Origin of the sequence: Pseudoalteromonas sp. C8, assembly GCF_011378685.1 — a bacterium.
GTDB classification, from domain to species: domain Bacteria; phylum Pseudomonadota; class Gammaproteobacteria; order Enterobacterales; family Alteromonadaceae; genus Pseudoalteromonas; species Pseudoalteromonas arctica.
The window spans coordinates 1-15,663 of record NZ_WTKT01000021.1; the positions used below are offsets into that span (position 1 = coordinate 1).

Genomic DNA, 15,663 nt, shown 5'->3' on the forward strand with positions numbered 1-15,663 from the left:
CGAGACAGGTCTGATAGACCTAACAGGTCCGAGCCTTGTTATTACCAACAACGGTGTAGGCAACGACACTACGCCAACGATTGCAGGCAGTAGTGATGCACCGCAAGGCAGTACGGTAACGGTTATAGTGACAGATAGCAGTGGCACACCACAAACAATGAGCGCCACCGTACTTGCTAATGGTACGTGGTCAATTCCTGTACCGGCAGCCATTGCAGAAGGTGGATACACCATCAGCGCAAGCGTGAGCGATGCAGCAGGCAATGACACCACCGCTACTGGCGCTGGTGAAATAGACACCACCGCACCGACATTGATCCTAACGAATCCAGGTTCAAGTAATGACATTACTCCGACACTCAGTGGCACAAGTGATGCCGTTGAAGGCACGGTTATTAACTTCACCGTAGTCGACGATCAAGGCAATACACAAACCTTTACCACCACTGTAGATGCTGATGGCAACTTCTCAGTCGAAGTGCCAACAGCACTTGCAGAAGGGCCGTACACGATCACCGCTAACATCAGCGATGTGGCAGGCAACAGCACCGATATTACAGGCAGCGGCACAATAGACATCGCTGCACCAAGTATTACCGTGGATGCGCCATTATTAACAAACGACAGCACACCGACGGTTACTGGCACCAGTGATGCGCCTAACAGCACCATCACGGTTACGTTTACCGATGCAACAAATGCTACTCAAAGCATTGATGTACAAACCGATGCCAATGGTAACTGGAGTGCGACACCAACAGGCACATTAGCTGAAGGTAATTACAGCGTCAGCGCCAGCATCACCGATGCAGCAGGCAACACAGGCACGGGTACAGACACTGGCGAAGTGGATATAACCGCTCCGGATCTTGAAATTATTCCATCGTTTTTATTAGGAAATTTGGTTTCTCTTTCGGGGGATTCTGATTTACCAGGAGGCTCTGTAATCACTATTACAGAGTACCTAGTTGGTGGGTTAGTTGGCGCAACTTATACAGCGACAACAAATCCTGATGGTACGTGGGGGCTTGCAAACATAACAGTACCTTTACTAAACCTTGCCTATGTGACTGCCAGTGCAACGGATGCCGCTGGTAATGTCAGAACAATCAATACACTTGATTTTGATAACGTAGCACCAGAATTAACCGTTAGTGTCGATGCTTTATCTAATGACAGTACGCCAGTAATTAGCGGCACCACCGATATGGGGCAAGGCACTGTAATTAATATAACCGTGACTGATAGTGAAGGAGAAAGCCAAGCGTTTACTGCGACAGTTCAAGCCGGTGGCAGTTGGTCTGCAGATGTACCAGCAGAGCTAGCGCAAGGTCAATACACTGTTGTTGCAGAGGTTAGAGACAGTGTTGGTAATTTAACAACGCAGCAGGCTCAAGGTGAAATAGATAGCGTTGCTCCTACATTAATTGTGAACGAAGTTAATGCGACAATAGATACAACCCCTACAATTTCAGGCACGAGTAATGAGATTGGTGCTGATGTAACCATACTTATCGGCGGTCAAACATTAACAGCAACAGTGGGTACTGATGGCAATTGGCAAGTAGATGTCCCCGTAGCACTTGTTGATGGTGATTATACGGCGCAAGTAAGTATTACCGATGACGCTAATAATACCAGCAGCACGACTATTGATTTAACAATTGATACCCAAGTACCTGTTATTGTACTTAATGACATAACTGTATTTAACACTGAGACACCAGTTATAAATGGCACTTCAACTGAACCACAGGATACGGTGGTCGATATAGTTATTACAGATAGCAACGGTGATATACATACTTTAACTGCAATAGTTGATGCTAGCGGCGATTGGCAAGTTACAGCGCCAAGCTTGCCAGATGGCAATTATGATGTAGAGGTAAGTATTACCGATGATGCTGGTAATACAGGCTCCGATACAGGTTCGAGTTTTGTTGATACTCAAGCACCAAGTATTACTATAAATGCATTAGGTACAATTAATAACAGCACGCCAACTATTTCAGGCACATCCAATGAACCTGAAAACACGAGTATTACAGTAACTGTGACCGATGCAGATAGTACCGAGACTTACACAACTGTTGTTGGTGCAGGAGGTGCTTGGACTGTAGATATTACAGATGTACTAACTGATGGTGAAGTTACAGTTTCTGCAAGTGTTACTGATGCCGCAGGGAATGAATCAGTTGCAAATAGTACCGCAACTTTAAATACCAATGCGCCTACAATTAATATTAATACAATTGTTGATACGAACGATCAAACACCAGCAATATCAGGCACAAGTAGTGCAATAGATAACTCGGTGATCACAGTCGTTATAACTGACGTTAATATCGTTTCACATACTGTAACTACAACTGTGGTAGGTGGGATCTGGAGTGTTGATGCGACAGATATTCTACCTGAAGGTGAATTTACTGTTTCGGCAAGTGTAACTGAAGGAGGCTTAACGAGTAATACAACAGGTAGCGGTGTTATCGATTTAACTCCACCAGCCCTTAATATTACACCGCTTACAATTTCAAATGATACAACGCCAACAATTTCAGGCACAACTACAGCTCCACAAGGCGCCATAGTCGCTATTTTAATTACAGATAGCTTAGGTGTAGAGCAAACGGTTAATGCTACTGTTGGTGCAAACGGCACATGGTCAGTCGCTGCAAGTACAGAGTTGAGCGAGGGCACTTACACGGTTTTAGCTTCAACAACAGATACTGCAGGTAATCCTGTAAACACAAGTATTACAGGGGAAGTTGATATAACAGCACCTGTTGTGACTATTAACGATATTGTTGGAAGTACAGACCTAACCCCGGGTATTTCTGGAGGTGTGACAGGTGCCAATGTGGGTGATGCTGTTGCAGTGGTATTCACTGATGCACAAGGTAATGAGCATACTGTAAATACAACAGTTCAAACGGGTGGTGTATGGTCTGTAGAGGCAACTAGCTCTCTATCACAAGGAGATTATTCAGTTGAAGTATTTGTTACTGACAGCGCGGGTAATACCGGGGACGCAACAAATACAGCAACTATTGATACAATTGCTCCCGAAATTAGTATTAATCAAAGTTCATTGGTACTGACCCAAGATAGCACACCGCTAATTACAGGCACATCTAACGAAGCAAATACAAACGTTATTGTTACGTTTACGGATTCAGCTGGAGTTTCTCATCAAATGACCGTTCAAACCGATGGCAATGGAGACTGGCAAGCCGCTGCTAATAATATTTTAGCTGACGGTGTTTACAGTGTTAGTGCAACTATTAGCGATGCTGCGGGCAATACTTCGGTCGACAATAAAACCGGCGGTGAGGTAGATACAGTTGGGCCAGAGCTAACAATTGTGCCTTCGTTCCTATTAGGTCAGTTGGTTTCTTTATCTGGCACATCTGATTTGGGCGAAGGTAAAACCGTTACGGTTACTCTAGAGCTTGCAGGTGATTTACTCGATTTAACATACGATGTAACCACAGATGCAAATGGTGATTGGGAGTTATTAGGCCTAGCGGTTAATATTATTGGTCTATCAGTTGTTGAAGCCTCTGCAACTGATGAAGCGGGTAACACCACCACTATTACGACTGCAGATGTAGATGCTTCAACGCCGTTACTTAATGCGGTGGTTGACTTTGTAACTGGCGAGGGAGATTTACCAATAATTAGCGGTACGACCGACCAAGCCCCAGGCACAGAAGTGCTAGTGAGAGTGGTAGATAGCGATAACATAGCACAAGATTTGGTTGCCATAGTGCAGGCAGATAATTCATGGGCTGTACAGGTTCCTCAATCACTTGCTGAGGGCGTGTTTACTGTAACTGTAAATGTATTAAGTGAAGTCGGAATCACAGCTACACAGCTGCTAAGCAGTGTAGTAGATACCATCTCGCCAACGCTTAATTTGCAAGTGATTGGTACAACGTCAGATTCTACTCCAATTATTCAAGGGACTAGCGATTTAATTAATGGTGTTGTTGAAATACAACTTGATGGAGGTTCAGTTTTAACCACTACGGTTAATGCAGCTGGGTTATTTTCACTCGAGGTAGATGCACTAACTGAAGGGCAGCACGTTGCTAATGTGAGTATTACAGACGAAGCAGGTAATGTAGTAACTGATACGCTTGAATTCGTCGTTGATACGCTAGTACCAGTAGTTGGAATTTTACCACTGAGCATTAGCGATACCGATTTATTAACTATTTCAGGCACATCGGAAGAGCCTGAAGGTACAAACATTGACGTAACTGTTATTGGTAGCAATGGTGATGAAACAGTATTTGATGCTGTAGTTGGTAGTAATGGTACTTGGTCTTTAGTAACCACCAGCTTATCTGATGGTGTTTATGATGTGTATGCGAGTATTACTGATGCCGCAGGTAATACTGGGCAGTCAGCCATTGAACAAGTAACTATAGACACCATTCCGCCAGCGTTAGAAATAGATGCGTTCGGAGTACTTAATACTCTAACACCAACAATTACAGGCTCTAGCGATGAGGAAGTAGGGAGTTTAATTACTGTAAATATCACTGACTCAACAGCCGCAGTACAAACAGTTACTACTACTGTTTTAGGAGATGGCACTTGGTCTGTCATTGCTTCTTTATTACCTGAAGGAGAAATTACAGTTGAGGCCATAAGTACCGATAGCGTTGGTAATACAACCACTGTAAATCAAATAGGTACTGTCAGTACAACCCTGCCAAGTTTGTTGATAAACACAATAATTGATACAAGCGATACAACGCCTACGATTACAGGTACCACGGATGTATTAGCAGGTGATGTACAGGTAGTTATTACCGATAGTAGCGGTACAGCAACGACATATAACACCACAGCCATTGCCGGTGAATGGACTCTAATACCTACAACACCATTAGCTGAAGGCGCCTTTACTGTAAGTGCTACAGTTGAAGAATTAGGGCTTTCAAGCTCTACAAGTCTTGGTGGAATAATTGATTTAACACCACCAACAGTTGAAGTTGATCAATTACCTGTAACCAATAACCCGCTACCGACTATAACAGGTATAAGTGATGCACCAGCAGGTACAAATGTGAGTGTGGTTATTACTGATGATAATAACGATTCACAAACTATTACCGCTCAAGTTGAAGGCGATGGCACATGGTCAGTCACAGCTACCACCGCACTTAGTGAAGGTAGCTTTAGTGCAACAGCATCAATAAGCGATACAGCGGGTAATTCTGCTAGCGATACTATGGTGTCAAGCACAGACTACACAGCGCCAACTGTAGTCATAGATCCAATATTGGTAGGGCAAGATACAACACCTACTGTTACGGGGTCAGTAATTGGAAGCTTTGCAGGACAAAATGTTATAGTTATGTTTACTGATTCAGCTGGTGCCACTCATAATGTTCAAACAACAGTTGGGCCTGATGGAACTTGGAGCGTGACCTCTACACAAGTACTTCCTGAGGGTAATTACAGCGTAGATGTAAGCATTGCTGATAGCGCAGGTAATACAGGTACGCAATCATCAAGTAGCGCAATTGACTCAGGTATTACAATTGACTCGGGGTTAGAGCTAACCGCAGATCAAAATCCGCTTGTTACAGGGACTGCTGGCGCAGGTGAAACTATATTAGTCACCTTTAGCGGTGCAACAGAAGTCACTAAACAGGTAACTGCTAACGCATCCGGTGAATGGAGTGCTTCACCGGATACGGAGTTAGCTGATGGGGCTTATACTGTAACAGCTGTCGCAACTGATGCATCAAGTAATACAACATCAAGCGGTAGTTTATCTGGATTGGTTATTGATACCACGCCAATAGGTTTTGAGGTTACTGATTTTAGTTCAGGAATATTAGGTATTTTACTCCCATCAGTTGAAGGGACAACAGAGCCAGATACTGAAGTATACATTATTGGCTCTTCGTTATTAGGCATTGACTTACTCGGTCTAGATTTAGATGTATTAGAACTTTCAAGCAGCTTTACTTCAGATAGCAATGGAGATTGGGGAGGGTTTTTAAACTTAGCCAACCTAAACATTGGTGGAGGGGAGCAATATTATTTTGTTACTGTTGATGAAGTCGGAAACTACTTGATTAAAAATACGGGTAACGAGGTAGAGCAGTCCGGCAATATTTACACCTCTGAATCAGGTTCAGGTGCTGGCGACATTATGCCAGCATCATTTAGCGAAGAGTCAGCATTGGGTGATACGCAAGGTGATGAAGTGTTAAACACCGAAACCATCAATTTAGCAAATGTAGGAACAATGGCAAGCACGCCAGAGCAGGTGGTAGAAGTTAGTGAAGCAGAACCACTAAGCATAAACGATGTAATAATTGACTCTGAAACAGAGCAGTTAGTTGCTTTAAATAATCTACTTGATGAAGAAGGCTCTGCAATTGCTTATACTCCAGCTCAAAGTGGGGGAAGCATTGATGCAGCAGCATCTGCGGTTGATGTACAAAATCAATCGGAAGAGATGATTAAACACTTAATTGAAAGTAGTAATAATCAAACGGATATTTAATATTAATAGAGCCCTCTTAATTATTTATTAAGGGGGCTTACATTATTAAGAAAATTGATATTATTTATAACGAAATTTAAGAATAAAGGACATTAAAAAAGCCTTATTGATAAATCAATAAGGCTTTTTTAATGTAAAATTTTGGGCTTAAGCTTTTAAATTACGAACCAGTTTACTCTCGGTATTTACAGATTTACCGGCTTGGTCGTAGGTCATTGACGTTGGTGCGCCAATTAATATCTCTTTTAATTGTTTAACACTTAGTTGCGCTTGGCGAGCGGCATGAGCATTAACATTATTTTGTTTTTGGCACTGCGCAAGTTGAGTTTTAACTTGGCTTATTAGCTCAGATATTTCAGGGTTTTGTGTATCGTTACTGGCAATTAGCTTACTTAGCTCTTTATCTAGAGTGCTTAACTTAGTTAAAAAAGACATTTTTTGTTGGGTAATTTCTTTTAAACCAGCACCACGTCGTGAGGCAATAGCAGTAAGCTCGTCGTTTAATAGCGCGTGCAAAGAGTCTAAACAACTTACTTGTTGGTTTAGTTTTACGCTAATTAAACTATTATGATCAGCCATACACGTTAAACTCAAAATCAGCTAAGTTTTTAGCAAGCTTTTCACTGTCCACTTGATATTTACCTTCGGTTATTGCTTTTTTAAGCTCAGCAACTTTATCGCTATCAAAGCCAGACGATTGCTGTGCTTTATCTTGAAGCGTTTTTAATTGCTGCGCTTGCGGCGTCAAGCTTACAGAGTCACTTGCTGCTTTAGGCGAAGGAGTCTGCGTCGCTTGTGTATTTGCGTTATCTTTTTTTAAATCAACTTGTTGTTGCTTTGCATTTGTTAACGCATTAGCTTGTTGATTACTGCCATTAACTTGATTAACCATAATAATAAACCCGTATATTACCCAACTTATGCCATGTTATCGGCATATACGTAGGATACTTTAGTATAAATCTAAATTAAATATTCACTTGAACAGACTCTACACCATCTACTCGCGCATTTAAAACTTTACCTGATTTTTTGTTTTTTATTTGTATCTGTTCGCCCAAAGTACCGTCTTCTAAAGCAATACCTGTGGTTTTAATTCTAAGGCCTCTAAGGTTAGCGTAAATATTAACAGAGTCACCTTTACACACCATACAAATTTGGTTTAGTAATACTGGCATACCACTTCTAATATTTCGTTTACTTCTGCTGCCTATTAGCATTGTGGGGTCATCTAAGTACTGTATGCGTACAAAGTGAGTTGGTTTCATTTCAATACTTAAATGCGATTTAGTTATTACTTCACCGCGGGTTAAATTAGCAGTGGCAACAACAACTGGAGCCATTTCAACAACTCTTACATGAACGTATTGAGCCCACGTTTGCGCATCATTGCACTTGGCTTGTAAGGTTACTTGGCGGTTAAATGGTGGCTCATCGGATGTTGATAATTCAAGTTCAGTATTACAGACACGATCAGGAATGCGACTATCTAAAGGCAGTGCACTTAATTGAGTATTAGTATTTTGCAATGTACCAATCTGCTTAGCTATATAAGCAACGGCCATGTCTTGTAATAAATCTTTACTAAACACTTTAGCTTGCAAAGGGAATACAAAGCACAAGCTAGTAACAAAATAAAAAACACTGTATCTTCTGATTTTTTTTAACAAACTCATAATGTTTCGACTATGCTTATGGTTTCAAACAGGGTATAAATATTTTGCGTCAAAAAGTAGACGCACCCGCGATGTTATGTAGCTTTATAAATAGAAAGCAATTATCGTTCCGTATTATTTGTTTTCTTTAGGAGATTTGAATGGCAGGCATTTTAGACTCAGTAAACCAACGCACACAGTTGGTTGGGCAGAACCGCCTAGAATTACTTTTATTTAAGCTCAGAGGGCGTCAGCGTTTTGGTATTAATGTATTTAAAGTGAGAGAAGTGCTGCAATGCCCTCCACTAACAAGCATGCCAAAATCTAATCCGTATATTCGTGGTGTTGCACATATTCGTGGTCAAACCATTTCGGTTATTGATTTATCAATGGCTGTAGGTGGGCGCCCAATCGACAACATTAAAGACAGCTTTATAATCATTGCTGAATACAATCGCTCTGTGCAAGGGTTTTTAGTGGGCGGAGTTGAACGTATTGTAAATATGAATTGGGAAAAAATAATGCCACCGCCATCAGGCGCCGGACGTTATTCATATTTAACGGCAGTGACCGAAATCGAAAATGAATTAGTCGAAATTCTCGATGTAGAAAAAATTCTCAACGAAATTTGCCCAGTAAACACAGAAGTAAGTGCTGAAGTTGCACAAAGTGGCGATATTCAAAAAGATTTAGGCGAACGTATCGTATTTATTGCAGATGACTCTGCTGTTGCGCGTAATCAAGTTAAACGTGCCCTAGAGCCGTTAGGCGTGCAAACAGAGCTTGCCAAAAATGGTAAAGAAGCACTTATAAGATTAAAAGAAATAGCAGAGCTTGATTGTAAAAACGATATTACTGAGCGAGTAGCGTTACTTATCTCAGACGTTGAAATGCCAGAAATGGACGGCTATACCTTAACAGCTGAAATAAAAGCAGATCCCAAACTTGCACCTTTGCATGTTATTTTGCATACCTCTCTGAGTGGTGTTTTTAACCAGGCTATGATTGAAAAAGTCGGGGCAGATGACTTTATTGCTAAATTTAACCCAGACGAATTAGCAACAGCAGTTAAAAAGTGGGTTCATTGTGATTAACAAAAATAGGTGCTACTAACTTGAATAATAAAGATTTGCAGCAAAGTGAATACGACCAGTTTCGTTCGTTTTTAGAGCAGCAATGCGGCATTGTTTTAGGTGAAAACAAACAGTATTTAGTTAAAAGCCGACTTGCTCCGTTAATGACTCGATTTAATGTGGGATCTTTATCGGAGTTGGTTAGTAAAACTCTCGGGCCTCACGAGCGGCAATTAAGAGCCGCAGTGGTTGATGCAATGACCACAAACGAAACGTTGTGGTTTAGAGATCAATACCCGTTTGAGTTGCTCCAAAATAAGCTTTTTCCTGAGTTTAAAGACTTAAGAAGGCCTTTAAAAATTTGGTCTGCTGCCAGCTCATCAGGACAAGAACCCTATTCAATAGCTATGTCAGTAGCTGAATTTAATACTAAGCAACCTGGTGTGCTTCGTATGGGTGCACAAATTATTGGTACCGACATATCTAATACCATGCTTGATATGTGTAAAAATGCAGAGTATGACGCGCTTGCACTTGCCAGAGGGTTATCTGCAGAGCGTCGTAAAAAGTTTTTTAAAGACAGCGGCAATGGTATGGCACAAGTAAACGATACAATAAAAAAACAAGTTAGTTTTAGGCACCTGAATTTGCTTGATTCTTACGCGTTAATGGGCAAGTTTGATATTATTTTTTGCCGTAATGTACTTATTTACTTTGCGCCTGAAATAAAAGCTAAAATTATTAATCAGTTTGCACAAGCATTAAACCCAAAAGGGTACTTATTTTTAGGAGCGTCAGAGTCCCTAACTGGTCTAAGTACTGAATTTGATATGGTTAGATGCAACCCCGGTATCATTTACCAAAAGAAATAATTAAGTTAATTCATTTCCCTAAAACGACGCACCAAGCGTCGTTTTTCTATTTAGATACATAGTCTTATAAAAATATAACACTTCCTAACATTAATGGCTTATTTTTTGCTTTATTCATGGGTAAGTCAATTTTTTGGAGAAGGTTATGGCTATCAGTTTTGATAAAGCATTAGGTGTGCATCCGCAAGCCATGTTGATCCGTTCACAGCGAGCTGAATTAATTGCAACTAATATAGCTAACGCTGATACGCCTGGCTATAAAGCAAAAGATATTGATTTTGCCTCTGCATTAAAAGCGGCAAGGTCAACCCAGCAAAGCGGCAATACTATGGTAAGAACTAATGATAAACACATTGGTGGAGGTACTCATAGTATGGGCAGTTCAGAATCATTTCGTTTGCCAAATCAATCAGATACAGGTGATGGTAACTCGGTTGATATACAAGTGGAACGAAACTTGTATACACAGAATGCTATGGAGTATCAGGCCAGCTTGCAATTTTTAAGCGGTAAATTTAAAGGCCTGAATAAAGCTCTCGGTAGTCAAGGATAAAAATTATGAGTTTATATAATGTTTTCGATATTGCAGGTTCGGGTATGAGCGCACAAAACGTTCGCTTAAATACTACAGCTAGTAATATTTCTAATGCTAATACCATTAGTTCATCTCAAGACAAAACGTACCGAGCGCGCCAACCTGTATTTGCGGCTGAGCTAACAAAGGCTTCAGCATCAGTAAGTAACCAACAGGGCTCCGCAGTTGGTGTTAAGGTTTTGGGCATTGTTGAAAGTAATGCACCATTACAAATTGAATATAACCCAAACCATCCAAGTGCGGATGAAAATGGCTATATCTATAAACCCAACGTCAATGTTGTAGAGGAGATGGCAAATATGATTTCTGCCTCTCGTTCTTACCAAACAAACGTGCAAGTTGCTGATGCAGCAAAGCAAATGCTAAGTAAAACACTGTTGCTAGGGCAGCGGTAACCGAGGGTAGGTTATGAGTAACGATATTAGTACATCTTCATCCTATTTAGACTCTATACGCTGGCAAGAATCGCAAGTAGCGACCAGTGATAATGAGAGTGATGCGTTAACACAAGAAGACTTTTTCTCTTTGTTAACTCAGCAATTATCGTTTCAGGATCCCAGTAACCCTGCGGATAACGATCAAATGATTGCGCAAATGACTAGTTTCACAATGGCGCAAGGCATCAGCGATTTAAATTCAAATTTTGATAGCTTAGCGTCTTCTATGACATCAAATTCAGCATTGCAAGCATCAACACTTGTTGGCAAGCAAGCTTTACTTGAGTCAAACACCCTGGATTTAAATGAAACGGGTGATGCCAGAGGCTCTGCAGTGGCAGAAGAAGCCGTTGATAACTTAAAAATTAAAGTGACAGATGCATCAGGTCAGCTAGTGAGAACTATTGATATGGGTTCTCAATCAGCAGGTGCAGTACGTTTTGCGTGGGATGGCAAAAATGAAGCCGGTGAGCGTTTACCTGAAGGTGAATACTCAGTAACCGCCGAAGGAAGTACTGACGGCGAATTTTCAAGCTTGCCCATTGCTACATTCAAGAACATTGAAAGCGTTAATATTAATGGCTCAAGTGGCATTATTATTAACACTAAAGAAGGTGCGGTTAGGCTGACAGATGTAGCAGAAATCGCGTAATAAATTTTAGTATTTTTCGCCTGCTAGCAGGCCACAGACTAACAGGTTAGAGGTGAATTATGAGCTTCAATATTGCATTAACCGGCCTTGCTGCCGCGCAAAAAGATTTAGACGTAACGGCAAATAATATTGCAAACGTTAATACCACAGGTTTTAAAGAGTCACGCGCTGAGTTTGCCGATGTTTACGCTTCATCAGTGTTTAGCTCTGGTAAGACTAAAAATGGTGACGGTGTGCAAACAACCATGGTTGCGCAGCAGTTTCACCAAGGCTCACTGCAATTTACAAATAACTCACTTGATTTAGCAATCACTGGTGAAGGTTATTTTGCGATGACCGACGATTTATCTTCGCAAGATTTAACATATACACGTGCGGGTGCATTTAAGCTTAACCAAGATAACTTTATGGTTGACGCAAAAGGTAACTTTTTACAAGCATTCCCTGTTGATTCATCTACAGGTGATACAACGTCGGTAAGTTTGAGCACAACTGATCCAATTCAAATCCCTGATTCGTCTGGTTCTCCTCGCGCAACAGAAAATGTATTTTTGTCGTTTAACTTAGATGCAACGGCGGATCCATCAGGTCTAGATTTTGACCCTACGTCTAGTGGTACTTATAACTCATCTACGTCAACAACAGTATATGATTCACTAGGTGAGCCGCACATCTTACAGTACTTTTTTGCTAAAGAAGATGATGCCGCAGCAGGTGGTACAGATAACAGTTGGGAAGTATACGCAACACTCGATGGCAAAGTAGTTGATGGCACAACTGGTGGAGAACAAACAACGACACCTTATACACCACTGACTACCCTAGGTTTTAACTCAAGTGGTTTGCCATCAACAACAGGTGGTGTGGCAAATACAAATACAACTACTTTTGATGAAATATTACTACCAGCGGGTTCTGGCGCTGGTTTATCAACATTACTAGACAATGGTGCAACTTTCCCTGGTACTGGTATTGAGCTTAACTGGCGCGATGAAAATAACACGGCAGGACGTATCCCAACTCAGTATTCAAGTGGTTTTGAAGTAAAAGCACTCGATCAAGATGGCTCAACAGTTGGTCGTTTAGCCGGAATTGATATTGGCACAGACGGTAAAATTGTCGCTTCTTACAGTAATGGTGACTCAACATTCCTAGGCCAAGTGGCTATGGTACGTTTTCCAAATTCACAAGGGTTATCACAAGTGGGTGATACAAGCTGGAAGCAAAGTATTGATTCAGGTGAACCTGTAGCGGGTGAAGCTGGTTCGGGTACATTTGGTGGAATTAACTCATCAGCGCTTGAGCAATCAAATACAAACCTTACTAATGAACTAGTAGACTTAATTACTGCACAGCGTAATTACCAAGCAAACTCACGTGCGCTTGAAGTTAACTCAACTATTCAGCAAAGTATTTTGCAGATTCGATAAGCTAAACCTCATTAAATATATTAGGCTGCATTTTTGCAGCCTTTTTTATAAGTCCTCTTTGTAAGCCCTTCTAAATACCTCCCAATGTTGCGTCAAATTTAATCTGGCACCTATTTTGCATTTATAAGTTCAGAGATTTTTTATGTGAGTCGATACTATGGACAAAATGGTCTACATTGCGGCCTCTGGCGCTAAGCAAAGCCTACAAGGGCTTGCGCTTAAAGCCAATAATTTGGCGAATGCAAATACAACAGGATTTAAAGCCGACTTTGCGCAAGCGCGTTCTATGCAAGCGTTTGGCGAAGGTTTGCCTACCCGTGTATTTTCAATGCAAGAGCGTCCGGGTTCTAACATGGTATCGGGTGGCATTGTTCAAACCGGGCGCGACTTAGATATCGCGATGAGCGATAACGCATGGCTTGCTGTGCAAGATGCCTCCGGTAATGAAGCTTACACAAAAGTGGGTACGTTAAACATTACTGCTCAAGGCATGCTCGTAACCAGCCACGGTCGTCAAGTTATTGGCGAAGGGGGACCTGTTATTTTACCCGTCCCAGTCGAAAAAATAGGGTTTAGCCAAGATGGCGCTATTCAAGTTCGACCACAGGGCGCTCCCGCTAACTTTTTAGAAGAAATAGATACGCTTAGAGTGGTAGAAGCAAATAGCTCACAGCTCGAAAAAGGTAACGATGGTTTATTTAGACCAAAAGCAAATGTAACAGTAGATACCTCTGCCAATGTAAAAGTTTTAAGTGGTTCGCTTGAAATGTCGAATGTGAACCCTGTTCATGAAATGGTCGACATGATAAGCCACCAGCGCCAATTTGAATTACAAGTGAAATTAATGAAAACAGCTGAAGAAATTGACGAGCGTCAAGATCAGTTATTACGCATAGTTTAACTTTAAAGTGAGGACACGATTATGAATCCAGCATTATGGATCAGTAAAACTGGGCTAGACGCTCAACAAACCGATATATCGGTTATCTCAAATAACTTAGCGAATGCGAGTACCGTAGGCTACAAAAAAAGCCGCGCTATATTTGAAGATTTACTTTATCAAAATATTAATCAACCAGGTGGTCGTTCATCGCAAGATACCGAAATGCCATCGGGCTTAATGTTAGGTGCGGGTGCTAAAGTTGTAGCTAACCAAAAAGAGTTTACGCAAGGCAACATGTTGACCACCGAAAACTCACTAGATTGGATGATTTCTGGTGAAGGTTTTTTTGAAGTACTGCAACCAGATGGCAATATTGCTTACTCGCGCAATGGTCAGTTTACCACTGATGGCGATGGACGAATTGTAACATCGGGCGCAGGTTACGTTATTCAGCCAGAAATGAATGTCCCTGATGACGCGCAATCAATTACGGTTTCGCAAGACGGCGAAGTATCTGTACGTGTTGCAGGGCAAGCCGATAACGTGGTCATTGGTCAGCTAACAATTAGTGACTTTATTAATCCATCGGGCCTTGAGCCAATTGGTCAAAACCTTTATACCGAAACTGCTGTAAGTGGTGCGCCGGTACAAGGTAACCCGGGTGTTGAAGGGTTAGGGAGCATTATTCAAGGCTCACTCGAAACTTCAAACGTAAATGTAACTGAAGAGCTAGTAAATCTAATAGAAACTCAGCGTATTTACGAAATGAACTCAAAAGTAATTTCGGCCGTTGACGAAATGATGAGTTACATCAATCAACAGCTTTAATAGAGTAGGGGGAATTATGCGTAATATTATTTTATTTGCAGCGGGCACATTATTTTTAAGTGGCTGTATGTCTACGCAAAATAGTGAAGTAGTGCAGGACGACCCTTACTACGCTCCTATGTACCCCGAGCCTATTTTAGAGCCGCTGGTAGCCACAGGTTCATTATTTAATACTCATACATCAAACGACTTATATTCTGATAAAAAAGCGCTACGTACTGGCGATATAATCACGGTTAAATTGCAAGAGTCTACTCAAGCAACAAAAGCCGCCAAAACAGAAACAGACAAAGAAACCGAGGCAAGCTTAGACCCCGTTATTGGATTAGGTGGTCTACCTGTAAATATAGGTGGTGACAGCATTCAGTTTGGTATTGGTAGTGATTCGTCGTTTACGGGTGATTCAAAATCAAACCAGTCAAACAGCTTAGTGGGCGATATTTCGGTTAATGTAATGCGCGTTTTACCTAACGGTAACTTAGTTATTCGCGGTGAAAAATGGCTAACGCTTAATACCGGCGAAGAGTTTATTCGTTTAGAAGGGCTAGTACGCCCTCAAGACGTAAGCGCCGATAATACGGTGGAATCAAACCGTATTGCTAATGCACGTATTCAATACTCAGGTAAAGGGCAAACGCAAGAAGCGCAAAGTCCTGGTTGGCTTACACGTTTCTTTAGCAGTTCGCTGTTTCCATTTTAGAGG

General features: G+C 41.4%; 13 protein-coding genes. 10 read left to right on the top strand and 3 right to left on the bottom strand.

From position 1 onward, the window contains the following. Nucleotides 1-6,535, top strand: a 6,535-nt coding sequence (locus GQR39_RS17095; protein ID WP_206007888.1) for an Ig-like domain-containing protein, incomplete at its 5' end; no start/stop codon positions are given. Nucleotides 6,536-6,682: 147 nt separating this feature from the next. On the opposite strand, the gene GQR39_RS17100 is transcribed toward GQR39_RS17095, so the two are convergent. From GQR39_RS17100 to flgA, 3 genes are all read right to left on the bottom strand, one after another. Beyond that, entirely contained in the window at nt 6,683-7,114 is a 432-nt protein-coding gene (locus tag GQR39_RS17100) for a flagellar protein FlgN (RefSeq protein WP_165726470.1), read from the bottom strand. After that, nucleotides 7,107-7,427 (bottom strand): flagellar biosynthesis anti-sigma factor FlgM, encoded by a 321-nt coding sequence (gene flgM / locus GQR39_RS17105; RefSeq protein ID WP_007581856.1) that lies wholly within the window; start codon nt 7,425-7,427, stop codon nt 7,107-7,109. Before flgM ends, GQR39_RS17100 begins: the two co-directional genes overlap by 8 nt. A gap of 76 nt (nt 7,428-7,503) precedes the next feature. Continuing rightward, the gene (gene flgA / locus GQR39_RS17110) at nt 7,504-8,211 is read right to left on the bottom strand and encodes a flagellar basal body P-ring formation chaperone FlgA (RefSeq protein WP_007581857.1); all 708 of its coding nucleotides are present in this window, start codon (nt 8,209-8,211) and stop codon (nt 7,504-7,506) included. Between the two features lie 140 nt (nt 8,212-8,351). Between flgA and GQR39_RS17115 the strand changes: the two genes are divergently transcribed. The 9 genes from GQR39_RS17115 to flgH all read left to right on the top strand — a co-directional run bounded on the left by GQR39_RS17115 (nt 8,352) and on the right by flgH (nt 15,660). After that, nucleotides 8,352-9,284 (top strand): chemotaxis protein CheV, encoded by a 933-nt coding sequence (locus tag GQR39_RS17115; RefSeq protein ID WP_007581858.1) that lies wholly within the window; start codon nt 8,352-8,354, stop codon nt 9,282-9,284. A 20-nt stretch (nt 9,285-9,304) separates the two neighbouring features. Continuing rightward, nucleotides 9,305-10,135, top strand: coding sequence for a protein-glutamate O-methyltransferase CheR (locus GQR39_RS17120; RefSeq protein ID WP_007581859.1), 831 nt, complete (start codon nt 9,305-9,307; stop codon nt 10,133-10,135). Nucleotides 10,136-10,280: 145 nt separating this feature from the next. Continuing rightward, a complete protein-coding gene (gene flgB, locus GQR39_RS17125; RefSeq protein ID WP_002959431.1) occupies nt 10,281-10,688 on the top strand; it encodes a flagellar basal body rod protein FlgB in 408 nt (135 codons plus the stop codon). Between the two features lie 5 nt (nt 10,689-10,693). Next, the gene (flgC, locus tag GQR39_RS17130; RefSeq protein WP_007581860.1) at nt 10,694-11,125 is read left to right on the top strand and encodes a flagellar basal body rod protein FlgC; all 432 of its coding nucleotides are present in this window, start codon (nt 10,694-10,696) and stop codon (nt 11,123-11,125) included. A gap of 13 nt (nt 11,126-11,138) precedes the next feature. Next, on the top strand, nt 11,139-11,819 hold the full coding sequence (locus GQR39_RS17135) for a flagellar hook assembly protein FlgD (protein ID WP_007581861.1): 681 nt from the start codon (nt 11,139-11,141) through the stop codon (nt 11,817-11,819). A gap of 59 nt (nt 11,820-11,878) precedes the next feature. Further along, on the top strand, nt 11,879-13,249 hold the full coding sequence (gene flgE, locus GQR39_RS17140; RefSeq protein ID WP_007581862.1) for a flagellar hook protein FlgE: 1,371 nt from the start codon (nt 11,879-11,881) through the stop codon (nt 13,247-13,249). Nucleotides 13,250-13,406: 157 nt separating this feature from the next. After that, complete coding sequence (locus tag GQR39_RS17145) at nt 13,407-14,150, top strand: flagellar basal body rod protein FlgF (protein ID WP_024589964.1); 744 nt, start codon at nt 13,407-13,409, stop codon at nt 14,148-14,150. 21 nt (nt 14,151-14,171) lie between these two features. Next, on the top strand, nt 14,172-14,960 hold the full coding sequence (gene flgG, locus GQR39_RS17150) for a flagellar basal-body rod protein FlgG (RefSeq protein ID WP_002959420.1): 789 nt from the start codon (nt 14,172-14,174) through the stop codon (nt 14,958-14,960). Nucleotides 14,961-14,976: 16 nt separating this feature from the next. Continuing rightward, nucleotides 14,977-15,660, top strand: coding sequence for a flagellar basal body L-ring protein FlgH (flgH, locus tag GQR39_RS17155; protein ID WP_024599232.1), 684 nt, complete (start codon nt 14,977-14,979; stop codon nt 15,658-15,660). Nucleotides 15,661-15,663: the final 3 nt, after the last annotated feature.

Bases quoted from the DNA above. Each gene is read 5' to 3' on its own strand.
- GQR39_RS17100 (WP_165726470.1), bottom strand. From the start codon at position 7,114: ATGGCTGATCATAATAGTTTAATTAGCGTAAAACTAAACCAACAAGTA.
- flgM (WP_007581856.1), bottom strand. From the start codon at position 7,427: ATGGTTAATCAAGTTAATGGCAGTAATCAACAAGCTAATGCGTTAACA.
- flgA (WP_007581857.1), bottom strand. From the start codon at position 8,211: ATGAGTTTGTTAAAAAAAATCAGAAGATACAGTGTTTTTTATTTTGTT.
- GQR39_RS17115 (WP_007581858.1), top strand. From the start codon at position 8,352: ATGGCAGGCATTTTAGACTCAGTAAACCAACGCACACAGTTGGTTGGG.
- flgB (WP_002959431.1), top strand. From the start codon at position 10,281: ATGGCTATCAGTTTTGATAAAGCATTAGGTGTGCATCCGCAAGCCATG.
- flgC (WP_007581860.1), top strand. From the start codon at position 10,694: ATGAGTTTATATAATGTTTTCGATATTGCAGGTTCGGGTATGAGCGCA.
- GQR39_RS17135 (WP_007581861.1), top strand. From the start codon at position 11,139: ATGAGTAACGATATTAGTACATCTTCATCCTATTTAGACTCTATACGC.
- flgE (WP_007581862.1), top strand. From the start codon at position 11,879: ATGAGCTTCAATATTGCATTAACCGGCCTTGCTGCCGCGCAAAAAGAT.
- GQR39_RS17145 (WP_024589964.1), top strand. From the start codon at position 13,407: ATGGACAAAATGGTCTACATTGCGGCCTCTGGCGCTAAGCAAAGCCTA.
- flgG (WP_002959420.1), top strand. From the start codon at position 14,172: ATGAATCCAGCATTATGGATCAGTAAAACTGGGCTAGACGCTCAACAA.
- flgH (WP_024599232.1), top strand. From the start codon at position 14,977: ATGCGTAATATTATTTTATTTGCAGCGGGCACATTATTTTTAAGTGGC.